22 protein-coding genes and 1 pseudogene are annotated in these 21,757 nt (G+C 60.9%); 17 read left to right on the top strand and 6 right to left on the bottom strand.

The window, feature by feature from the left end:
- Nucleotides 1-2: 2 nt before the first annotated feature.
- From aceK to J0M27_RS14365, 4 genes and pseudogenes are all read left to right on the top strand, one after another.
- Nucleotides 3-1,727 carry a bifunctional isocitrate dehydrogenase kinase/phosphatase gene (gene aceK / locus J0M27_RS14380; RefSeq protein ID WP_294992995.1) on the top strand — a complete coding sequence of 575 codons (1,725 nt, stop codon included), beginning with the start codon at nucleotides 3-5 and terminating at the stop codon, nucleotides 1,725-1,727.
- A pseudogene (locus tag J0M27_RS14375) lies at nucleotides 1,724-2,263 on the top strand (pseudouridine synthase); the annotation flags it as partial. The gene aceK and the pseudogene J0M27_RS14375, both read left to right, overlap by 4 nt.
- Before the next feature lie 101 nt (nucleotides 2,264-2,364).
- On the top strand, nucleotides 2,365-2,631 hold the full coding sequence (locus tag J0M27_RS14370) for a hypothetical protein (protein ID WP_294992992.1): 267 nt from the start codon (nucleotides 2,365-2,367) through the stop codon (nucleotides 2,629-2,631).
- A 156-nt stretch (nucleotides 2,632-2,787) separates the two neighbouring features.
- Complete coding sequence (locus tag J0M27_RS14365; protein ID WP_294992989.1) at nucleotides 2,788-3,246, top strand: DUF192 domain-containing protein; 459 nt, start codon at nucleotides 2,788-2,790, stop codon at nucleotides 3,244-3,246.
- A 57-nt stretch (nucleotides 3,247-3,303) separates the two neighbouring features.
- Here J0M27_RS14365 and J0M27_RS14360 read toward each other — a convergent pair whose 3' ends face one another.
- The 3 genes from J0M27_RS14360 to xseA all read right to left on the bottom strand — a co-directional run bounded on the left by J0M27_RS14360 (nucleotide 3,304) and on the right by xseA (nucleotide 5,580).
- A complete protein-coding gene (locus J0M27_RS14360) occupies nucleotides 3,304-3,504 on the bottom strand; it encodes a SlyX family protein (RefSeq protein WP_294992986.1) in 201 nt (66 codons plus the stop codon).
- A gap of 81 nt (nucleotides 3,505-3,585) precedes the next feature.
- Complete coding sequence (locus J0M27_RS14355; protein WP_294992983.1) at nucleotides 3,586-4,170, bottom strand: Fe-Mn family superoxide dismutase; 585 nt, start codon at nucleotides 4,168-4,170, stop codon at nucleotides 3,586-3,588.
- A 63-nt stretch (nucleotides 4,171-4,233) separates the two neighbouring features.
- Entirely contained in the window at nucleotides 4,234-5,580 is a 1,347-nt protein-coding gene (xseA, locus tag J0M27_RS14350) for an exodeoxyribonuclease VII large subunit (RefSeq protein ID WP_294992980.1), read from the bottom strand.
- A gap of 409 nt (nucleotides 5,581-5,989) precedes the next feature.
- Between xseA and J0M27_RS14345 the strand changes: the two genes are divergently transcribed.
- The 7 genes from J0M27_RS14345 to J0M27_RS14315 all read left to right on the top strand — a co-directional run bounded on the left by J0M27_RS14345 (nucleotide 5,990) and on the right by J0M27_RS14315 (nucleotide 10,896).
- Nucleotides 5,990-6,595, top strand: coding sequence for a MotA/TolQ/ExbB proton channel family protein (locus J0M27_RS14345; protein WP_294992977.1), 606 nt, complete (start codon nucleotides 5,990-5,992; stop codon nucleotides 6,593-6,595).
- Between the two features lie 12 nt (nucleotides 6,596-6,607).
- A complete protein-coding gene (locus J0M27_RS14340; RefSeq protein ID WP_294992974.1) occupies nucleotides 6,608-7,027 on the top strand; it encodes a biopolymer transporter ExbD in 420 nt (139 codons plus the stop codon).
- On the top strand, nucleotides 7,002-8,030 hold the full coding sequence (lpxK, locus tag J0M27_RS14335; RefSeq protein WP_294992972.1) for a tetraacyldisaccharide 4'-kinase: 1,029 nt from the start codon (nucleotides 7,002-7,004) through the stop codon (nucleotides 8,028-8,030). The genes J0M27_RS14340 and lpxK overlap by 26 nt, the downstream gene beginning before the upstream one ends.
- Entirely contained in the window at nucleotides 8,011-8,187 is a 177-nt protein-coding gene (locus J0M27_RS14330) for a Trm112 family protein (protein WP_294992969.1), read from the top strand. The genes lpxK and J0M27_RS14330 overlap by 20 nt, the downstream gene beginning before the upstream one ends.
- A gap of 62 nt (nucleotides 8,188-8,249) precedes the next feature.
- Nucleotides 8,250-9,026, top strand: a complete 777-nt coding sequence (kdsB, locus tag J0M27_RS14325; protein ID WP_294992967.1) for a 3-deoxy-manno-octulosonate cytidylyltransferase — start codon at nucleotides 8,250-8,252, stop codon at nucleotides 9,024-9,026.
- A gap of 69 nt (nucleotides 9,027-9,095) precedes the next feature.
- Nucleotides 9,096-9,749 carry an adenylate kinase gene (gene adk, locus J0M27_RS14320; RefSeq protein ID WP_294992964.1) on the top strand — a complete coding sequence of 218 codons (654 nt, stop codon included), beginning with the start codon at nucleotides 9,096-9,098 and terminating at the stop codon, nucleotides 9,747-9,749.
- 37 nt (nucleotides 9,750-9,786) lie between these two features.
- Nucleotides 9,787-10,896: an ATP-dependent 6-phosphofructokinase gene (locus J0M27_RS14315; protein ID WP_294992962.1), complete on the top strand. Its 1,110-nt coding sequence runs from the start codon at nucleotides 9,787-9,789 to the stop codon at nucleotides 10,894-10,896.
- Between the two features lie 45 nt (nucleotides 10,897-10,941).
- Here J0M27_RS14315 and J0M27_RS14310 read toward each other — a convergent pair whose 3' ends face one another.
- Nucleotides 10,942-12,162 carry a 6-phosphofructokinase gene (locus J0M27_RS14310; RefSeq protein WP_294992959.1) on the bottom strand — a complete coding sequence of 407 codons (1,221 nt, stop codon included), beginning with the start codon at nucleotides 12,160-12,162 and terminating at the stop codon, nucleotides 10,942-10,944.
- 306 nt (nucleotides 12,163-12,468) lie between these two features.
- Between J0M27_RS14310 and J0M27_RS14305 the strand changes: the two genes are divergently transcribed.
- On the top strand, nucleotides 12,469-14,562 hold the full coding sequence (locus J0M27_RS14305; RefSeq protein WP_294992957.1) for a sodium-translocating pyrophosphatase: 2,094 nt from the start codon (nucleotides 12,469-12,471) through the stop codon (nucleotides 14,560-14,562).
- A gap of 8 nt (nucleotides 14,563-14,570) precedes the next feature.
- Entirely contained in the window at nucleotides 14,571-16,346 is a 1,776-nt protein-coding gene (ggt, locus tag J0M27_RS14300; RefSeq protein ID WP_294992955.1) for a gamma-glutamyltransferase, read from the top strand.
- On the opposite strand, the gene murJ is transcribed toward ggt, so the two are convergent.
- A complete protein-coding gene (murJ, locus tag J0M27_RS14295) occupies nucleotides 16,347-17,882 on the bottom strand; it encodes a murein biosynthesis integral membrane protein MurJ (RefSeq protein WP_294992953.1) in 1,536 nt (511 codons plus the stop codon).
- 103 nt (nucleotides 17,883-17,985) lie between these two features.
- Here murJ and rpsT point away from each other — a divergent pair, with 103 nt between their 5' ends.
- Both rpsT and J0M27_RS14285 read left to right on the top strand, forming a co-directional pair.
- Nucleotides 17,986-18,246 (top strand): 30S ribosomal protein S20, encoded by a 261-nt coding sequence (gene rpsT / locus J0M27_RS14290; protein ID WP_294992950.1) that lies wholly within the window; start codon nucleotides 17,986-17,988, stop codon nucleotides 18,244-18,246.
- 200 nt (nucleotides 18,247-18,446) lie between these two features.
- The gene (locus J0M27_RS14285; RefSeq protein ID WP_294992948.1) at nucleotides 18,447-18,668 is read left to right on the top strand and encodes a hypothetical protein; all 222 of its coding nucleotides are present in this window, start codon (nucleotides 18,447-18,449) and stop codon (nucleotides 18,666-18,668) included.
- A gap of 48 nt (nucleotides 18,669-18,716) precedes the next feature.
- On the opposite strand, the gene J0M27_RS14280 is transcribed toward J0M27_RS14285, so the two are convergent.
- Nucleotides 18,717-19,472, bottom strand: coding sequence for a ParA family protein (locus tag J0M27_RS14280; RefSeq protein ID WP_294992945.1), 756 nt, complete (start codon nucleotides 19,470-19,472; stop codon nucleotides 18,717-18,719).
- A 142-nt stretch (nucleotides 19,473-19,614) separates the two neighbouring features.
- Here J0M27_RS14280 and J0M27_RS14275 point away from each other — a divergent pair, with 142 nt between their 5' ends.
- Entirely contained in the window at nucleotides 19,615-20,787 is a 1,173-nt protein-coding gene (locus J0M27_RS14275) for an aspartate aminotransferase family protein (RefSeq protein WP_294992942.1), read from the top strand.
- A gap of 2 nt (nucleotides 20,788-20,789) precedes the next feature.
- Nucleotides 20,790-21,713 (top strand): ornithine carbamoyltransferase, encoded by a 924-nt coding sequence (gene argF / locus J0M27_RS14270; RefSeq protein ID WP_294992939.1) that lies wholly within the window; start codon nucleotides 20,790-20,792, stop codon nucleotides 21,711-21,713.
- The last annotated feature ends 44 nt before the right edge of the window (nucleotides 21,714-21,757 follow it).

Here is a 21,757-nt window from a genome sequence, read left to right as displayed (position 1 = left end):
CTGTGCTGGTGGATGGTTTCGACAAGCACTATCGCCTGTTCCGCGAGAGTTCAGCACTGGCAAAGCAGCGATTTGAACAGGCGCGCTGGCAGGAGGTGCAGCAGGCCGTGCGCGATCGCATACAGTTCTATGACGATCGCGTTAAGGAAACCACCGAAAGACTTCATGGCGAGTTCAATGCGGACAGCTTGAGCGACATCGTCTGGCAACAGGCAAAGCTCCAGTTCATAGGACTGCTGACCAACCACAAGCAGCCCGAGCTTGCGGAAACCTTCTTCAATTCGGTGTTCTGCCAGATATTGCACCGCACCTACTTTCACAATGATTTCATTTTTGTCCGGCCGGCAGTTTCGACCGAGTACATCGGATCGGATCCGCCCACCTATCGGTGCTATTACCCCAACCAGGTTGGATTTCGCGCATCGATCCGCCAGTTGTTTGTCGATTTCGGCTGGGCGCGCGAGTTTGCAGATCTTGATCGCGACGTGGAACTCATCCTGCGCAGCATCGGAACTCATCTAGGATCAGTACCGGCGCGAGAGGCCAACCTGCAGATACAGGTACTCAACTCGGCCTTTTATCGCAACAAGGGCGCCTACGTGATCGGCAAGGCAGTAAACGGTGCATTCGAGTATCCATTCACCGTCCCCGTGCTGCACTCGGCGGATGGCAAGCTCTATCTCGACACCATCATCCTCGACGCCTGGCGCATTGGCGTGCTCTTTTCTCTTTCTCGGGCCTATTTCATGGTCGACATGGACGTGCCGTCCAGCTATGTGCAGTTCTTGCGGTCGATCATGCCCAACAAGCCGCGCTCAGAGCTATACACCATGCTGGGATTGGGCAAGCAGGGCAAGACCATGTTCTTTCGTGACCTGATCTTCCACCTGCATCATTCGGCTGATCAGTTCATCGTCGCGCCGGGGATCCGCGGATTGGTCATGTTGGTATTCACGCTACCTTCGTATCCCTATGTATTCAAGGTCATCAAGGACGTATTTGGCAGTTCCAAGGAAGTTGACCACGATACGGTGCGGCGCAAGTACCAATTGGTGAAGCAGGTGGATCGCGTCGGGCGGATGGCCGATACGCTTGAGTTCTCAAAGGTCGCGCTTCCACGCGCCCGGTTTTCCAGGGAACTGATCGACGAGTTGTACCGTGAGGTGGCATCGCTCATCGAGGAGGATGGCGACGATCTGATAATCCGGCACCTTTATATTGAAAGGCGGATGGAACCACTGAATCTGTACCTCGAAAAAGCCGAGAAGGCAGGCCGCGATGATCTGGTGGAGCATGCGGTTTTCGAGTATGGCAATGCGATCCGCGAACTCGCGATTGCCAACATCTTTCCTGGCGACCTGTTGTGGAAGAATTTCGGTGTTACCCGGTACGGTCGGGTGGTGTTCTACGATTACGATGAAATCGAGTTCATGACGGACTGCAAGTTCAGACGCATCCCGCCACCACCCAATTTCGAGGCGGAGATGTCTGGAGATGTCTGGTACTCGGTGTCGCGACTGGACGTTTTTCCGGAAGAGTTTGAAACCTTTCTTCTGGTTTCGGACAGGATTCGCGACGCCTTCATGCGCCATCATGCGGACCTGTTCGACGCCGAGTTCTGGCAAAACACCCAGCAAAAGGTCCGCGAGGGGGCGATGCAGGATTTCTTCCCCTACCCCGAAGCCATGCGCTTCTGCAATATCTACCGCGACGACCGGTCCGTTTGACCCGCCTGATACTCTTCAACAAACCTTGTGGTGTCCTGACCCAGTTCAGCGATACGGCGGGACGTCCGACATTGGCGGACTACGTTCCTGTTCCTGGCGTGTATGCCGCAGGCCGTCTGGATGCCGATTCCGAAGGTTTGGTGGTGTTGACAGACGACGGTGCAATGCAGGCAAGGATCTCCGATCCCCGACACAAGCTTGCAAAGACATATTGGGCGCAAGTCGAGGGCCTGGTTACGGACGACGCTCTGCGTGCTCTGGCTACCGGCGTCGACTTGGCTGATTTCGTGACTAGCCCCTGCGAGGCGTGCCGCGTTGCCGAACCGGAGGGTCTTTGGGAACGCAATCCGCCGATTCGGATCCGCGCTTCGATTCCGACCAGCTGGTTGCAACTGGTATTGCGCGAAGGCAAGAACCGCCAAGTCCGGCGCATGACCGCACGCGTCGGTTTCCCGACGCTAAGGCTGATTCGCTGGGCAGTAGGTGACTGGACCCTGGAGGGGCTTGCTCCCGGGCAGTGGCGGGAACTTGCAATCCCAGGTCAACCACAGGGGAAGCACCGCGTTAAAGCTCGTGACGCCTCATTTAATCGTGGTGTTAATAGCACTCAACCCAAATACAAATTTAAGGAAAATCCATGAACAAGCTTCTCGTCACCCTGTTTGCCGGCCTGATCGCCACTTCCGCTTTTGCTGCCGACGCGCCGAAGGCCGCTCCGGCTGCTGCTCCGGCTGCCGCTGCCCCCGCCGCCGCTCCGGCTGCGGCTCCCGCTGCCCAGAAGGGCATGGCCGGTATGAGCGGCATGGAGGGTCAGAAGGGCATGGCCGGCATGTCGGGCATGGAAGGCAAGGCCAAGAAGGCCAAGAAAGCCAAGAAGGCCAAGAAAGCCGACGCAGCCAAGTAATTCCCGTCTCGGGAAAAAAATGGCAGGGAGACCTGCCATTTTTTTCGTCCTTTTCACATGAATCGTGTGCAGGATTCCGGGCGATCATCGAATAGTATTGCCTGCGCGCGTCTGCGCGTCACCGCGTTGAACGGCGCTCTCGCCACAGGATCGCCCATGGGGAACATCATTATGTTGCGAAGCATCTTTTTCGTCAGCTTGGTGGCAATGTCAATGCCGGGAGTGGCGCAGCAGCCGCAATTGCCAATCGTCGAACTATCTGCGGGGATGCATCGTATCGAAGCCGAGGTGGCCGCCACGCCCGAGAGCCGCCAGGTCGGAATGATGCTGCGTACCATCATGCCTCCGCAACGAGGAATGCTGTTCGTGTTTGCCGAAGTCTCGAAGCACTGCATGTGGATGCGCAACACCCTGGTGCCACTTTCGGTGGCATTTCTTGATGAAGGCGGCAAGATCATCAACGTCGAGGACATGCAGCCGCGAACGGAGGACAACCATTGCGCGGTGCAACCAGCACGGTATGCGCTGGAAATGAACCTTGGCTGGTTCAAGAACCGTGGTCTTGGCGCCGGTGCCACGATAATGGGGATCGGCAAGGCGCCGTCCGGCCGTTGATAGTGCCTGGTGCGGGTTTGCGTTGTCGATACAAGGCGGCGACAGATTTCAGTCGTTTCAGTAGTGGGGGGGGATCTCTTCAGCCGGATTACGCGGTTCGCCCAACTCAGCTGAATGCATCAGTTTGGCCAGTTCGCGGATCTGCGCCTGAAGGATGTCGATCTGCTGCTGCTGGCGAAAGACGGTGCGATTCAACGCCTCGAGATGGTCCTCCGCCAGGCCGAGTTTTATTTCGAGCTCGCTGATTCTGGATTCCACGCGGACTACCCGGATAGAAGAGAAGGGCGCCAGTCGGCGCCCTTTGGCCAAGCCGGCAATTCGCCGGCAGTCGGGCAAGGGTCAGCCGAAATTCTTCGACGCGAAATCCCAGTTGGCCAGGGAGTTCAGGAAAGTTTCGACGAATTTGGGGCGGGCATTGCGGTAGTCGATGTAATAGGCGTGTTCCCAGACGTCGACCGTGAGCAGGGCCTTGTTTTCCGTGTTTAACGGCGTGCCGGCACCCGAAGTATTCACGATGTCGACTGAGCCGTCCGGCTTTTTCACCAGCCAGGTCCAGCCCGACCCAAAATTGCCGACGGCGGAAGCCTGGAAGGCTTTCTTGAAATCGTCGAAGCTTCCCCATTTCTTGTTGATCGCTTCGCCCAGGGCGCCGGTTGCCGTGCCGCCACCGCCGACTTTCATGCTGTTCCAGAAAAAGCTGTGGTTCCAGACTTGGGCCGAGTTGTTGAAAATTCCGCCGGCAGGCGCTTTCTTGATAATTTCTTCGAGACCGAGGGCTTCGTATTCGGTGCCCTTGATCAGGTTGTTCAGATTGGTCGCATAGGCCTGATGGTGCTTGGCATAGTGGTATTCAAAGGTTTCCTTTGACATGTGCGGAGCAAGTGCATCCATTGCATACGGCAGGGGAGGGAGCGTGTGTTCCATGGCGATTCTCCTGTTGCGTGAGGGTAGAGGGCTTTAAAGTTGACTATTATAGTCAGGAATAATTCAGGTGGCAATTGGTCGTACTGCGGACGCCGCACTAACGATGCTCGCTTCTGCGCTGCCGCGGGCAAGTTGCAGGCTGACAACCTGGCCCGGGTGCAGGCTCGCGCCGTCGGTTATCAGGGCGCCGTTCCGGTCACGAACTATGGAGTAACCGCGGGCAAGCGTGGCTTCCGGGTCCAACTGCCTGAGTGCGGCGGCGAGGCTGCCCAGCCGGATGTGGCGTCGCTGCTGCTGGTGGCGCGCCGCTGCCGCAAGGCGCTGCGCGAGAAGCCCAAGCCGTCCGTTATGTCTATCGGTGCGAGGGCGAACGCGCTCGAAAATGCGGACGGCTCGATTCAGGCGTTCCCGATACCTGCCCAGATGGCGCGCCAATGAGGCATCGAGCAGAGAGGAAAGCAGCGTCAGGCGACTATGAGACTGGTTCAGGTGAACGGCCGGGTGGATCAGATGCAAGGAGATCTGATCCAGCCGCTGTTGCTGGACGACAATCCGGGACTGCATCGCACGCGCGAGGGTTCCGCCCCGTTCAGCCAGTAGACCGGCGGCGTCATGCCATCCCCGGGTGGCCAGTTCCGCAGCGGCCGTAGGTGTTGCTGCGCGAAGATCGGCGACGTAGTCGGCGATGGTGGTATCTGTTTCATGTCCGACGCCGCATACGGTCGGCAACGCACTCGCCAGAATCGCCCTGGCCACGACTTCTTCGTTGAACGCCCAAAGATCCTCGATGCTGCCGCCACCACGCACGATCAGGAGCAAGTCGCACTCATTCCGCCTAGCGGCCACGGCGATCGCTTGGGCGATTTCCGCCGCGGCCTTGTCACCCTGCACCAGCGTCGGATACAGAATTACCTGAAGGTGGGGCGCGCGTCGTCGCAGCGTGACCAGTACGTCGCGCAGGGCCGCGGCTTTCGGCGAACTGACGATTCCGATGCGCCGCGGGAACCGCGGCAGTTCGCGCTTCCTTTCCGCCGCAAACAAGCCTTCGCCTGCCAACCGGGCCTTGAGGCGCGCAAAGGCCTCGAAAAGGCGCCCGAGTCCAGCCTGGCGCAGTGTTTCGATACTTAGCTGGAATTCACCGCGAGGCTCGTACAGGGAGACCGTCGCCCGCGCCTCGACCTGCAATCCGTTTTCCAGTTTCCATGGAATGGCCATCGCGCGCGCGCGGAACATCACGCAACGTGCCTGCGCCGAATCGTCCTTTATCGAGAAGTAGACGTGACCTGAGGCGGCGCGGGTAAGGTTGGATATTTCACCAGTGACCCACAACAATGGAAACCCTTGTTCCAGTGTTCGGCGCACCAGGCGGTTCAGCTCGCTGACACTGAGGACAATCGATGGATCGAGCATGGACGGTAGGATTCCGGAAACGCAAGGGGCGCGAAAAAAATTCTACATCACAACGGTTCGCTGCTATTTCCGGGCACGATTTCTGTCTGAAGGACGCCGACGGGAAAAAGGAAACAGGGCGTTCCGGAAGCGGTCCATGGATCAAGCCGACCCTGATCTAAAAATGGTCGCGGTGTCGCCATGCCCTGATTGGCGAGGCGCGACGCAAATGGTGCACAGGTTTATCCACAGAATTTGTGGATAATCGCCGGTGCGATACATCCTGATCGAAATCGGTCGCGCGATCCATGAACGAACCGGAAAGATTTTTGGTAGCGGGCCCGGGCGCGTCTGCTGCCTTCCGGGTTGTATTGCCGAATCGGTCCACTCCGGCTAAAGTTCGCGCTTTCCGCTTACCGGAGCTGTCCTCGTGTTTTCAATCATTCAGGCTGCGGGTTGGCCCATCTGGCCCTTGTTGTTCGCCTCCGTCATCGCCGTGGCCTTGATCATCGAGCGGGCGGTTGCGCTGCGGCGCCTCAAGATCGTTCCCGCCGGATTGCTGCAAGCCACGGTTGCCGAGTTTCGCCAGAGCGGCATTTCGGAAGCGCAGCTGACCCGGCTCGAGGCGCATTCTCCGCTCGGCAAAGTCCTTTCCGCGGGCATGCGCAACGCGCGGACTTCCCGCGAGATCATGAAAGAGGCGATCGAGGAAGCAGGCCGGGGCGTGGCCCACGAGCTCGAGCGTTTTCTGACGACGCTGGGCACGATTGCCTCGATCGCACCCTTGATGGGCTTGTTCGGCACCGTGGTCGGGATGATCGAGATCTTCGGTTCGCCAACGTCCTCGGGTACCAACCCGCAGGCTTTGGCGCATGGCATCTCGGTGGCGCTTTACAACACCGGTTTTGGCCTGATCATCGCCATTCCGAGCATGATCTTCCACCGCCACTTCCGGGCACAGGTCGATGGTTTCCTGATCGAAATGGAGCAGGAAGCGGTGAAACTGGTCGAAGTCATGCACGGCGAGCGCAAGTAGGGGGAGGACACGATGAATTTCCAGCGCGGACGCCACCGTGAAGAGCTCGAGATCAACCTGATTCCGATGATCGACGTGCTTCTGGTCATCCTGATCTTTCTCATGATCACGACCACGTACTCGAAATTTTCCGGACTTGAAATCAACCTGCCAACGGCTGACGCACCGCAGAGCAAGGAACAACCCAACGAAATCAATGTGGCGGTGACCGCCGCCGGCGAGATCACCGTCAACAAGGCGCCAATCGGTGGACGCGACATCCAGTCCATCGCGGCGGCGATGAAGCGGTCGGTCGGTGCGGGCAAGGAACCGGTAGTTATCATCAACGCCGACGCCAAGGCTGCTCACCAGAGCGTGATCGATGTCATGCAGGCGGCACAACAGGCCGGGCTGTCGCACATTTCCTTTGCCACGCAACAGGCGCAGCGCTGAGCCTGGAGGGCTGATCGCCGTCTGGCGGCAGCGCGGCCCGCTGGCCTGCCTGCTGTTTCCCATATCGCTGGTTTTTCGCGCCTTGGTCGCCCTGCGCCAGGTCGCGTATCGCATCGGCCTGATCGCCAGTCGAGGTGTGTCGGTACCGGTAGTGGTGATCGGCAACCTCACAGTGGGCGGCAGCGGCAAGACGCCGCTGGTGATTCATCTTGCATCGGCGTTGCGAGCTCGGGGCCGATGTCCCGGGATAGTCAGTCGGGGCTATCGCGGCACCACACGGCGGGTCGCCGCGGTGACGGCCGGCAGCGATCCGGCCGTGGTCGGCGACGAACCCGTGATGCTGGCTCGCAGCACAGGCTGCCCGGTATTTGTCGGGCGGGATCGCACGGCGGCGGCGATCGCGCTCCTTGCCGCGCATCCTGATTGCGACGTGGTTCTTTGCGATGACGGATTGCAACATTACCGCTTGAAGCGCGATCTTGAACTGGCCGTCTTCGACGAGCGTGGTGTCATGAACGGCTGGTGCCTGCCGGCGGGACCGTTACGCGAGCCACTGACGCGCCTGGCGCGGATCGATGGTCTGGTGCTGAACGGAAACGCCGTGTCGCCAGCGCCGACTCTCGGACGTCCGGTGTTTTCGATGCGATTGCAGGGCAGATATTTTTCCCGCCTCAACGACCCGCGAACGACCTGCGATGCGGCCGATCTGGCGGGCGCGGAATTGCATGCGGTGGCGGGAATCGGTGCGCCGCAGCGGTTTTTCGACACCCTGCGCGCGATGGGACTCGATGTCGTCGAGCACGCCTTTCCCGATCATTACCAATATGGTGTCGACGAACTCGCTTTCGCCGGCGGTGTTCTGCTTACGACGGAAAAGGATGCCGTAAAATTGGCGCGTCTTTCCCTGCCGCTGCCGGTCTGGGTCCTGCCCGTGGCGGCGGAAGTCAGCCCGGATCTTGCTGAATTTGTCCTGGAGAAGCTCAATGGATGTTCGTCTGCTTGAAATACTCGTATGTCCCGTCTGCAAGGGGCCATTGGAGAATCGCAAGCCAGCCGCCGAGCTTGTCTGCAAGGGCTGTCGCCTGGCCTATCCGGTCGTCGACGACATACCCGTGATGCTGGAAGACGAAGCGCGCCAACTCGGACCGGAAGAGGTTTGATGGATTCTGGTCACCGTCCCGCGCCTGCCGGCTCGGGCGTTTGACGCGACAGAGTCGCCGTCATGCCCGGCTTTCGCATCGTCATCCCGGCCCGGTTTGCGTCTTCGCGGTTGCCTGGAAAGCCGTTGGCCGACATTGCAGGTCGGCCGATGATTGTGCGCGTTGCCGCGGCGGCATGTCGCGCGGCGGCGCTTGGTGTATGGGTTGCTACCGATGACCAGCGCATTGCCGATGTCGTGCGTCAGCACGGTTACGAGGTCGTCATGACCCGGGCCGATCATCCCAGTGGAACCGATCGAATAGCCGAAGTAGCCGGGCAACTCGGGTGGGGTGATGCAGATGTCGTGGTCAATGTTCAGGGTGACGAACCGTTGCTGGACCCTGCCTTGATCGAAGCGGTCGCTGGCGCGTTGCTTGACGATCCTGATGCCGTGATGGCAACGGCTTGCCATCCATTGACCGTGATGGAGGACTACTTCAATCCGAACGTGGTCAAGGTGGTCTGCGATGCGCGTGGGCGCGCTCTGTACTTTAGCCGTGCGCCGATTCCATGGGACAGGGACCGGTTGGCCGTGAAGCCAGAACTGTTGCCCGCCAACCTGCCAGCGCAGCGCCATGTCGGCTTGTATGCCTATCGCGTAAGCTTCCTGCGCCGCTATGGGCAACTCGCGGTGTCGCCGCTGGAACGCTGCGAATCGCTCGAACAATTGCGCGTGCTTTGGCACGGCTATCCGATTCAGGTAGTCGGCGTCGATCGTGCCCCGGCAGCGGGCGTCGATACGCCCGAGGACCTTGAGCGGGTTCGCCGATTGTTTGACGCAGCGAAAGATTCAGAGTAAGTTTTGGCAATGGAAAAGTTATAAAAACACTGCTAAAACATATAGATATTAATTGCGAGGGAATTAATTATGAAATTGATCCTGTTGGGTGGCCCAGGCGCAGGCAAGGGAACTCAGGCGGCGTTCATTACGGAAAAGTACGGGATTCCGCAGATTTCCACCGGCGACATGCTGCGCGCCGCCGTCAAGGCAGGATCGGCAATGGGCCTCGCGGCGAAGAAGGTCATGGATGCCGGCGGCCTGGTATCCGACGACATCATTCTTGGCCTGATCACCGAACGACTGAAACAGCCTGATTGCGCCAAGGGCTTTCTGCTGGACGGTTTTCCCCGCACGCTTCCCCAGGCCGAAGCCTTGCGCACACAGGGTGTTGAACTGGATTTCGTACTGGAAATCGACGTCAGTGATGACGAAATCATCCGTCGCATGAGTGGGCGACGGGTGCATCCGGGATCGGGCCGCACTTATCACGTGGTGTTCAATCCCCCCAAGGTCGAGGGTAGGGATGATGTCACGGGTGAAGCATTGATCCAGCGTGACGACGACAAGGAAGAAACGGTCAGGAAGCGCCTTGCCATTTATCATAGCCAGACCCGGCCGCTGATCGAGTACTACTCGAAATGGTCCGACTCGGGCGCCAAGGGTGCGCCGAAGCATCGCAGGGTTTCCGGGATCGGTTCGCTTGATTCGATCCGGGGTACGGTGTTCGCGGCACTCTCCTGATCGATCCTGAAGAATCCATTCAATTGCGGAGGTATCCATGACCAGCCATATCCGACGCATCGCAGTATGCACAGGCGGCGGCGACGCCCCCGGGCTGAATGCCGTCATTCGCGCCGCGGCCATTGCTGCGGCAAATCGGGGCTGGGAATGTTACGGCATCCACGATGGATTCAATGGCATCCTGTTTCCGGAGCGCTATCCCGACGGGGGAGTGGTGCGCCTCACGCGGGATAGCGTCCGCGGCATAGCTCACTTGGGTGGGACCATCCTCGGCACCACCAACAAGGGCAACCCCCTGCATTTCCCGCTGAAAATGCCGGACGGGACGATGCGAGACACGGATCGCACAAATGAGATCCTGGAATTCTTTGCCCGCAAGGAAATCGATGCGCTGATTTCGATCGGTGGCGACGGATCACTCACCATAGCCCATGCATTGCACCAGAAGGGCTTGCGGGTGGTGGGTGTGCCCAAGACCATCGACAATGACTTGGACAAGACCTTCACCACCTTCGGCTTCGATTCGGCCGTTGCCTTTGCCACCGAGTGTCTTGACCGCCTGCATAGCACCGCCGAAAGCCATCAGCGCGTAATGGTGGTCGAGGTCATGGGCCGCTATGCTGGATGGATCGCCTTGCATGCCGGGATTTCCGGCGGCGCGCACGCCGTGTTGATTCCCGAGATTCCTTTCGACGTGGACAAGGTCGCGGCGAAGATCGGTGCGCGCGACGGCGAAGGGCGCATGTACTCGCTTGTGGTGGTCGCCGAAGGCGCCGAACCGATACACGGACATCGGGAAATTCTCGCCCCGGCGGAGATCGGTCACGCTGAGCGGCTGGGCGGAGTCGGCGACCGCATCGCCAGGGTTCTTGCCGACCGCAGCGGGAAGGATGTTCGAGTGGTGGTCCTCGGCCATCTGTTGCGTGGCGGCAGCCCCACTTCATTCGACCGTTTGGCCGCCATGCGCTTCGGTACCGCGGCCGTGCGGGCGCTCGATGAGGGGCAATCCGGGATCATGGTTGCACTGGGCTTTCCCAACGTGAACTACGTGGCGCTGGAAGAGGTTGCCGGCCGGATGAAAGGTGTGCCCCTGGACAGCGATACGGTACAGACCGGCAGGGACCTGGGGATCTGTTTCGGCGATTGATAGCGGGCCATCGGGCCCGGAATCAATCGCTCTTTCCTGACGGTTCTATTTTTCCGGTCGCAGAATCTTGTCGACCGTGTTGAGCCGCAACCGGTACGCGTCGGGCATGCCCGAACCGAGCAGGGGGCGCAGATAGAGGCGGAAGGAGTCGGTGACGTCGGTGCCGCTGGCGGCGATGAATTCGTCTTCCATGGTTCGGGTTTTCCCGGCCACGGTTTCAAGCGGCACCAACTGGTAATCGACCGAATAGAAGCCGGTTCGCCTGATCGCCACCGAGCCGTCGCGTTCGCCCCACATGGCGTATTGGACGGCTTTTTCGCCGACTTCGCGCGCCTCGCGCTGATCGACATCGGATACGCAGCCCATGAACGAGCGCTGCAGATAGCCGAAGGTGTCGCCCCGTACCCGCTTGATGCCGAGCTTGCTCTTGATCTCGTCGCAGAGCAGGTCGGCCAGCGCTCCGGTGCCGGAGAGTTGGATGTTGCCATGGGCATCCCGCTCGACGTGGCTGCTCAGCTGCGTGATGATCGGCGTTCCCTGTTCATCATGGATGCCTTCCGAGGCGGCTATCACGCAGCGGCCGAATTTGTCATATGTCGCTTTCACGTCGCTGAGGAACTTCCCGACGTTGAAGACGCGCTCCGGCAGGTAGATCAGATGCGGGCCGTCATCCGGGAATTTCTTGCCTAGCGCGGAGGCGGCGGTCAGAAAGCCGGCATGCCGTCCCATCACCACCGCCAGATAGACGCCGGGAAGGGCGGCGTTGTCGAGATTCGCGCCCATGAAGGCCTGGGCGACAAAGCGGGCCGCCGACGGGAATCCCGGCGTGTGGTCATTGCCGACCAGGTCGTTGTCGATGGTCTTCGGGATATGGATGCAGCGCAGTGAATAGTTGGCGCGCCGGGCTTCTTCGCTGACGATGCGGACCGTGTCCGAAGAGTCGTTGCCGCCGATGTAGAAAAAATAGCCGATCCCGTGCGCCCGGAGTACTTCGAAAATCTCGTGGCAGTACTTGAGGTCGGGTTTGTCGCGCGTCGAGCCCAATGCCGAAGAGGGGGTGGAGGCCACCATTTCGATGTTATGGCTGGTTTCCTGAGTGAGGTCGAGGAACTCCTCCTTGAGGATGCCGGACACCCCGTGATAGGCGCCATAGACCCGTTCGACGTTGCGGAATTTGCGGGCTTCGAGGACAACTCCAGCCATCGATTGATTGATGACGGCGGTGGGCCCCCCTCCCTGCGCGACCAATACTTTTCCCTGCGGCATGATCTGGCGTTCCTTTCGCTTGCGTGAGATGAATGATCCGATGCGATTTGACCGATACTAAAATTTCACTATAACCGTCAATGGGGCGCTAAGCATCCATCAGGCGGATTCGTGCATTAGGAGAATCTGGTCACCGGGGGTTCCATTGGAGTTAGGTGGTGCAGGGAGACGAAAGGCCCCGGAACCCTTGGCGCGACGGGTCGAGTTATCATGCCCGAACCATTTTAGTTCTCAAGGCTGCAGTTCCTCGCTGGGAATCACGTGATAAAATTCTCGGCTGAGTTCATCAATTAAATAGGGGGGTGTATGACAGCAGGACTGATGTTTGCGCTGATCTGCGCGGTGGCTGCGATTGCTTACGGCTGGGTCATGAGCCAGTGGATTCTCCGCCAACCGGCCGGCAACGATCGCATGAAAGCCATAGCGGCGGCTATTCAGGAAGGCGCCCAAGCCTATCTGAATCGCCAGTACACCACGATTGGTATCGTCGGTGTCGCCCTAGCGATACTTATCTGGATATTCCTGGGGACCTTCACCGCCATAGGTTTCATCATCGGCGCCGTGCTTTCTGGCGCGGCCGGCTACATCGGCATGAACGTTTCGGTTCGCGCCAACGTGCGCACCGCTGAAGCCGCACGGGTCGGCCTCAACGAGGCACTCAATGTGGCGTTCAAGGGTGGCGCCATCACTGGCATGCTGGTCGTTGGCCTTGGCCTGCTTGGCGTCGCTGGTTACTACGCACTGCTGAAAGTAGTGGCCGGAACGGGCGCGAAGATGGAAGACATCATCCATCCGCTGGTCGGGCTCGGATTTGGTTCCTCGCTGATTTCGATCTTCGCCCGACTTGGCGGTGGCATCTTCACCAAAGGCGCCGACGTCGGCGCCGACCTGGTGGGCAAGGTGGAAGCCGGGATTCCCGAAGACGATCCGCGCAATCCGGCCGTGATCGCCGACAACGTCGGTGACAACGTCGGCGACTGTGCCGGCATGGCGGCCGACCTGTTCGAGACTTATGCGGTGACGACCGTCGCGACGATGCTGCTGGGCGCGTTGCTCCTGAAGGCGAACCCCGCTTTCGCCGAACAGGCCGTCATCTATCCGCTGGCTCTGGGCGGCTTCTCGATCATTGCCTCGATCATCGGCGTGATGTTCGTCAAGGCCTCGCCGGGCGGCAAGATCATGAACGCGCTGTATCGCGGCCTGATCGTCGCCGGCGTGCTGGCCCTGGTGGCCTTCTATCCGATGACCTCCTGGCTGGTTAACGACCACCTGCTCGACAGCGTGCTGAACATCAATGGTGGCGCGCAGATGCGGCTCTACGGCACGGCGGTTATCGGCCTGGTGCTGACCGGTTTGATGGTCTATATCACCGAGTACTACACCGGCACCGAATTCAAGCCGGTGCAGCATGTCGCGCAGGCTTCGACCACCGGTCACGGCACCAACATCATTGCCGGTCTAGGCGTCTCGATGAAATCCACCGCCTGGCCGGTTCTCTCGGTGTGCGCCGCGATCTGGGCCTCGTACACGATGGGGGGCCTCTACGGCATCGCGATCGCAGCGACGTCGATGCTGTCGATGGCCGGCATCGTGGTTGCACTTGACGCCTACGGACCTATCACCGACAATGCCGGCGGCATTGCCGAAATGGCGGAGTTGCCGGATTCCGTTCGCGGCATTACCGATCCGCTCGACGCCGTGGGCAACACGACCAAGGCGGTGACCAAGGGCTACGCCATCGGTTCCGCAGGTCTCGCCGCACTGGTGCTGTTCGCCGACTTCACGCATGGCCTGGAATCGCTCAAGCCTGGCGTCAAATTCGCCTTCGACCTGTCTGATCCGGCCGTGATCATCGGCTTGTTCGTCGGCGGCATGGTTCCCTACCTGTTTGCCGCGATGGGCATGGAGGCCGTCGGCCGTGCCGCAGGCGCGGTGGTGGTCGAGGTGCGCCGCCAGTTCAAGGAGATAAAGGGCATCATGGAAGGCACGGCCAAGCCGGAATACGGCACCTGTGTCGACATGCTGACCAAGGCCGCCATCAAGGAAATGATGATCCCGTCGCTGCTGCCGGTGCTGGTTCCGGTGGTCGTGGCCTTCGGCATGAACATGCTGATGGGTCCCGGCGCGGGCGTTCGTGCCCTGGGTGGCGTGCTGATGGGGACCATAGTCACCGGCATCTTCGTCGCCATTTCGATGACGACGGGCGGCGGCTGCTGGGACAACGCCAAGAAGTACATCGAGGACGGCAATTTCGGTGGCAAGGGTTCGGAGGCACACAAGGCCGCCGTCACCGGCGATACCGTAGGCGACCCGTACAAGGATACGGCCGGCCCGGCGGTCAACCCGCTGATCAAGATCATCAACATCGTCGCCCTGCTGATCCTGCCGCTGGTGGTGTGATCCGCAACATGTTCTATCAAACGGGCAGCCTGCGGGCTGCCCGTTTTTCCTGGCGTGGATCATCCTTGGGCGTCAGCCTGGGCATCCTGCTCACTGCGATCTTTCTCGCCACGCCGGCATGGCCGCAAACGGCACAGCCCGAAGCATCCAGCGGCTATGCGCAGCAACCGCCTGTCGTCGGTGGCAAGTTCATGGCGGTTACGGCGAACGTCAATGCGACGGACGCTGCGCTGGAAATCCTGCGTCTCGGTGGCAACGCGCTTGACGCGGCGATCGCCGCGCAATGGGTCCTGAATCTGGTTGAACCGCAATCTTCCGGCATCGGCGGCGGCGGCTTCCTGCTGCACTGGGACGCGGCGCGCAGGCGGGTGTCGGCCTGGGATGGACGCGAAGCAGCTCCCCGTGCCGCCAGCGCCGACTTTGCCCTGCGCGCCGATGGGAGCATGGCCGGCTATTCCGAATTGCTGGCAACTGGAAAGGCAGTCGGGGCGCCCGGTCTGGTCGCCATGCTCGACCAGGCCCACCGGCAGCACGGCAAATTGCGCTGGGAAAGGTTGTTCCGACCGGCGATCCGGCTGGCGGAAAACTGCTTTGCCGTCTCGCCGCGCCTGCACCTCCTGTTGCGCGACGATCCGCTGCTACGCAGCGACCCCGCCGCACGAGCACTGTATTTCAGGGAAAGTGGCGAGCCGCTGCAAGCTGGCGACACCCTGTGCAATCTGGAGCTCGCCACGACCCTGCGACGAATCGCGACCGGTGGGGCCGAAGCCTTGCACCGCGGGCAGGCCGCGGAGCGCATGGTGGCCGTGGTCGCCGATCGTGGCGGATCGCTGCGGGCGGAGGACCTTCGTGACTACCGGCCAATAGAACGCGAGCCGGTATGTAGTCCCTATCGTCAATGGCGCGTCTGCGGCATGCCGCCCCCGTCGGCGGGTGGAATCGGGGTCCTGCAGATACTCGGCATTCTGGAACACACCGGCTTGTCCTCCGCCCAGACCGCCGCGGCCGATGCGGCGCACTACTTCGCCGAGGCTGGCCGACTGGCCTACGCTGATCGCGCCCGCTACCTTGCCGACCCCGATTACATCGAGGTTCCGCAGCGGGCATTGGTCGACTCACGCTATCTGCGGCAACGGTCACGTCTTCTGGATACCCGACGCAGCATGGGAATCGCCAAGCCCGGGGAACTACCGACCCATCGCGCGCAGGCGGACGACGACGCGCCCGAACTTCCCTCGACCACACACCTTTCGATCGTCGACCAGGCCGGCAATGCCGTGGCGCTCACCAGTTCGATCGAAAGCGCATTCGGCAGCCGTATCCAGGTCGATGGCTACTTGCTGAATAACCAGTTGACCGATTTTTCCCTCGCTGCCGGGCGCGATGGAAGGAAGGTCGCCAATCGCCTTGAACCGGGCAAGCGCCCGCTATCGTCGATGGCGCCTACCTTCGTTTTCGATGCCGGCGGGCGTTTGCATGCCGTGCTCGGTTCGCCAGGCGGCAGTCGCATCATCAACTATGTGGCGCGCACCATTGTTTCGGTCCTGGACGGCGGCCTCGATCCGGTAACCGCCATTGCCATGCCGCACGTCGGCAACCGCAATGGTGCGACGGAGATCGAGCGAAGTCGCTTTCCGGAGGTCGTGGCGCAGGAACTGGAACGGCGCGGGCACGAGTTGCAGCGCGGCGACATGACCAGCGGCCTGCACGTGATCCTGCGGCACGCGAACGGTTGGATCGGCGTGGCGGACCCGCGTCGTGAAGGAAGCGCCGGCGGTGAATGATCAGGCGCCGCGCAGACGGAAGTCGCGCAAACGGAATCCGAGCAGCCAAAGCGTGGCGAAATAGGCGGCCATCCCGCCCAGAACCAGACCTGCTAGTTGCAACATGCGCTGGCCACCGTTCATGGCCAGCCACGCGGAATCATTGTCGCAGCCTAGCCACAGGATGCCGCCAAGCGCGCCAAGTGCAATCAGGAGTTTCAGCATGAAGATGCGCCAGCCTGGTCGAGGCCGATAGACGCCACTCCGACGCAGGCCGCGCCAGAGCATCGCGGCGTTGAAGCAGGAGGCGAGGCCGATCGACAACGCCAGGCCGGCATGCTTGAGCCAGCCGACGAAGGCGATGTTCATCAACTGGGTCAGGGCCAGTGTGACCAGCGCGATCTTTACCGGCGTACGGATGTCCTGACGGGCATAGAAGCCGGGTGCCAGCACCTTGACCAGGATAAGGCCGGTCAGGCCGATTGAATAGGCGACCAGTGCCTCGCGTGTTCGCAGCACGTCGGAGGCGGCAAAAGCGCCATATTGGAACAGGGTCGACAGCAACGGCACGGCGAGCAGCGCCAGAGCCAGCGATGCCGGCAGCGTCAGCAGCAGGGTCAGGCGCAGGCCCCAGTCGAGCAAGGCCGAAAAATCCTCTGGCCGCTCACTGGCGTGGGTCTTGGCAAGACTTGGCAGGAGGATGGTGCCGAGCGCGGCACCGAGCAAACCGGCCGGGAATTCCATCAGCCGGTCGGCATAGTAGAGCCACGATACGCTGCCGCTTTCGAGGAAGGAAGCGAAGATCGTGTTGATCAGCAGGCTAATCTGGGACACCGAAACACCCAAGATCGCCGGCGCCATGAGTTTCAGGACCCGTTGCACGCCCTCGTCGCGCCAAGCCAGGTCGAAGCGGGGCAGCATGCCGATCCTCGCCAACGCCGGGAGCTGTATCGCCAGTTGCAGTCCGCCGCCGATGAAGACCGCCCAGGCCAGGGCCATGACCGGCGGATCGAACCACGGCGCCGCGAACAGGGCCATGCCGATGAAAGACAGGTTGAGCAGGACCGGCGTGAAGGCCGGCAGGGCGAAACGGCTCCATGTATTGAGGATTCCGGCGGCCAGGGCCACCAGGGACATGAAAAGAATGTAGGGAAAGGTGATCCGGGTCAGTTCCACTGTCAGTTGAAACTTGTTTGCATCAGCGGCAAAGCCCGGTGCCGTGACCGCGATCAGCAGGGGCGCGGCTGCCGTGCCGAGTGCCGTGACGGCAACCAAAACGAGTGACAGGACGCTGGCAACGCGGTTGACGAGAGTCTTGGTTTCGGCTTCCCCGCGCCGATTGCGGTACTCCGCGAGCACCGGCACGAAGGCCTGGGAAAACGCGCCCTCGGCGAACAGCCGGCGCAGCAGGTTGGGCAGGCGAAAGGCAACGAAGAAAGCATCGGTCACCATGCCGGCGCCGAAGACACGCGCAATCACGAAATCGCGAACAAAGCCGAGGATGCGCGAGAGCAGGGTCATCCCGCTGACGGTGGCCAGGGCGCGCAGTAGATTCATGTCAGGTATGGTAGACGCGATGGTCTGCTCAGAAGCGGCTTGCAATGGGTGGAAGACCCCCTTATAATCGCCCGCTTTCCCAAAGCTCTACCGGATATAAGACATGGCCAATACCGTTCAAGCCCGCAAGCGTGCCCGCCAGGCAACCGAGCAGCGCGCTCACAACATGAGTCTGCGCTCCACCTTGCGCACCGCGATCAAGAAAGTGCGCAAGGCGATCGACGCAGGCGACAAGGCGGCCGCTCAGGCAGTTTTCAAGGAATCCCAGCCGGTGATCGATTCGATCGCCGACAAGAACATCGTGCACAAGAACCTGGCCGCGCGCCAGAAGAGCCGGCTGTCGGCTGCCATCAAGGCGCTCTGAGCAGCGTTCCGTTCCAGATCAAAAGGCTGCCCGATCGGGCAGCCTTTTTTATTTTGGTGGCGGATTTCGGGAGGGAATCATGGTGCAGAGCCCTTCATCATATCCGTGAATTATTTCTCCTTTTAAATTAACTAAATAGGTTGAATTTGCGGAAAGGGCTGCATATAATCCAAAAACTACATTGAAGTGAAAGGGGTTTCATGCAATCCCATCAGTTCATTAAATATGCGTTTCGAATCCGGACCAAGCTTGGCGTGGTTGTGGATAACCTCATGATCCATGGCCGCGACGAACACGAGGCCCAGCGCAAACTGCGGCAGGTGTATCACGACTGCCAGATCATCGAATGCATTTGCCATCACGGAAGCGTCAGGGTTCCGGTGGCTAGTTTCGAGGAAGTCGCGAACCTCATCGTTCGCTGAATCAGGGCAGGGCGTTTCGCCAGTCCGGCCGATCTCCGGTCCGGACGGTCAAAGAAACCGCGCCGACCGTAATTCCTCCATCAGTTCAAGGTAATCCGCCGCGCCCCGACTGTTCGGATTGTGCGCGAATATGTCGCGATTCAGTGCTGGTGCTTCGGCAACCGCGACATTCTCCGAAATCACCGTTTCGCATAGCTCGACGCCGAATTGCAGGCTCAGCCGATCCCGGATCTCGAAACTCATCTTGCGCCGGCGGTCGAAACGCGTCAGTACGTAGCGGCGCTCGATGCGCCGCTTGATGACGGGCTCCAGCGCCTTCAGGGTATGTTCGATCTGCAAGGCACCGCGCAAGGAGAGGTAGTCCGATGACACCGGAACCAAAATCCGGTCGGAGGCGAATATCGCATTGAGCGAGAGCACGCCAAGGAACGGGCAGCAGTCAATGATGGTGGTTTTCTCGCCGCCGGCGGCTTCGAACGCCTGCAAACCGGAATTCAGCCTATTCAGGATCGCCGGGCCCTTGCCGAAAATCGAATCGACCTTGATCAGTTCGGCATGTGCCGGAATCAGGCGTCCGATTCCTTCCCATTCGAGCGCCAGTTCAGCGAGCGGCCGATTGTCCTGGTAGAGGGCGAATACACTGTGGTGCGCTTCGCCGATGACCTTGCCGTGGATCGCCGTCAGATGTGCTTGCGGGTCGAGGTCGACCAACAACGTCGGCGCGGATTCGCGTCCGAGTGCGCCGGCAAGATTCAGCGCGGTGGTGGTCTTGCCCACCCCGCCTTTCTGGTTGAAAACCGCCATGCGCACCGCCGGCTCCTTCGCATTCCCGCTCTGTACAGAGCCAGATTTTTCACTTAGTATAGAGGCGTTTTTTAGCACGGCGGCCGCGTTGCTCTTCGGCCGCCGTATGTTTTTCTGCGTTGAGATTTCGCGGAGTTCTTTCATGCCGCATCTGATGAATACCTACGGGCGATTGCCGGTCGCCTTTACCCACGGTGAAGGCTGCCGCCTTTTCGACGAGAACGGCAAAACCTACCTCGATGCACTTGCGGGGATTGCCGTCAATACGCTCGGCCACAACCATCCCCGGCTGGTGAAGGCCCTTGGCGCGCAGGTTGCGCGTCTGATCCATGCGTCCAACCTGTATCGCATCAGCGAAGCGGAGGCGGCTTCCGATCGCCTCGCCGCGCTGTCCGGCATGGACGAAGTGTTTTTCTGCAATTCCGGCTGTGAGGCCAACGAGGCGGCAATCAAGCTAGCGCGCATGTTCGGCCATCAGCAGGGCATCGAGCAGCCGGCCATCGTGGTCATGGAGCATGCCTTCCATGGCCGCACGCTGGCGACGCTTTCCGCCACCGGCAACCGCAAGGTTCAGGCCGGTTTCGAGCCCTTGGTTTCTGGTTTCGTGCGCGTTCCCTTCGATGACCTTGCGGCGATCGAGCAACTGGCCGAGCGCAATCCGAACATCGTTGCGGTGCTGTTCGAGCCGATCCAGGGCGAGGGCGGCATCAACCTGGCGCATCGGGATTTCATGCGTTCATTGCGCCTTATTTGCGACCGCAAGAACTGGTTGTTCATGGTCGATGAAGTGCAATGCGGCATCGGGCGCACCGGCGCCTGGTTTGCCCACCAGCATGCGGGGATCGCGCCCGATGTGATGACCTTGGCCAAGGGGCTCGGTTCAGGGGTTCCCGTCGGTGCCTGCCTTGCCGCCGGGCGTGCTGCCGGGGTGTTCAAACCCGGCAACCACGGTTCCACCTTCGGCGGAAATCCGCTGGCTTGCGTGGCCGCCGTGACCACGATCGACGTCATCGAATCCGAGGGGCTGATGGCGCGTGCGGTGAGCCTCGGCGAGTCCATCCGCGGCGGCTTGCGCGCCGGTTTGTCCGGGATCAGCGGCTTTGTCGAGGTACGCGGCGACGGGCTGATGATCGGCGTCGAACTCGATCGACCCTGCGCCGACCTGGTGACGCGAGGCTTGGCCGCTGGATTGCTGATCAATGTCACTGCCGAGAGGGTAGTGCGCCTGCTGCCGCCGCTGGTGATGAGCGATGCCGAAGGTGCCGAACTGGTCGCCGCACTGGTGCCCCTGATCGAAGAGTTCCTCGCAGCCTGATCATGGCGACGTTGCGGCATTTCCTGCAGATGAAGGATCTGGCTAAGGACGAACTCGCCTACCTGTTCGATCGCACGCGCATCATCAAGGCCCGTTTCAAGGCCTACCAGCGTTACTGGCCGCTGCAGGACCGTACCCTGGTCATGATCTTCGAGAAGGCCAGCACGCGCACGCGGCTTTCCTTCGAAGCCGGCATGCACCAGCTCGGCGGTTCGGCGATCTACCTCAACACGCGCGATTCGCAGCTGGGCCGTGGCGAGCCGGTGGAGGATGCGGCCGAGGTGATCTCGCGCATGAGCGACATCGTCATGATCCGCACCTACGAGCAGGAAATCATCGAGCGCTTTGCCAGCCATTCGCGGGTGCCGGTGATCAACGGGCTCACCAACGAATACCATCCCTGCCAGATACTCGCCGACATCTTTACCTTCATCGAGCATCGCGGCCCGATCCAGGGCAAGTCGGTGGCCTGGATTGGCGATTCCAACAACGTCTGCAACACATGGCTGCAGGCCGCGGAGGTGTTCGATTTCAAGGTTCGCGTATCGACGCCCCCCGGCTACGAGGTCGAGGCGGAGCGCGCGGGCCTGCACGGCACCGACCATTTCGAGCAGTTCGCCGACCCGATGGTGGCGGCGCGCGGCGCCGACCTGGTGACGACCGACGTGTGGACCTCGATGGGTTTCGAGGCCGAGAACGAGGAACGCCTGCGCGATTTCGCCGACTGGCAGGTCGACGCGGAAATGATGCGCGCTGCGCGCTCCGATGTCCTGTTCATGCACTGCCTGCCCGCCCATCGCGGCGAGGAGGTCGCGGCCGAGGTGATCGACGGGCCGCACAGTGTCGTCTGGGACGAGGCGGAAAACAGGCTGCACACGCAGAAGGCCCTGATGGAGTTCCTGCTGCTGGGTCGCGTGGAGGACTGAGTGGCCGAACAGGCTGCACACACGAAGGCTTTGATGGAATTCCT

This window comes from Sulfuritalea sp. (assembly GCF_017302275.1).
Taxonomy (GTDB): Bacteria; Pseudomonadota; Gammaproteobacteria; order Burkholderiales; family Rhodocyclaceae; genus Sulfuritalea.
The sequence above is the reverse complement of the archived record's forward strand: the minus strand, read 5'-3'. Positions and strand labels throughout refer to the sequence as shown.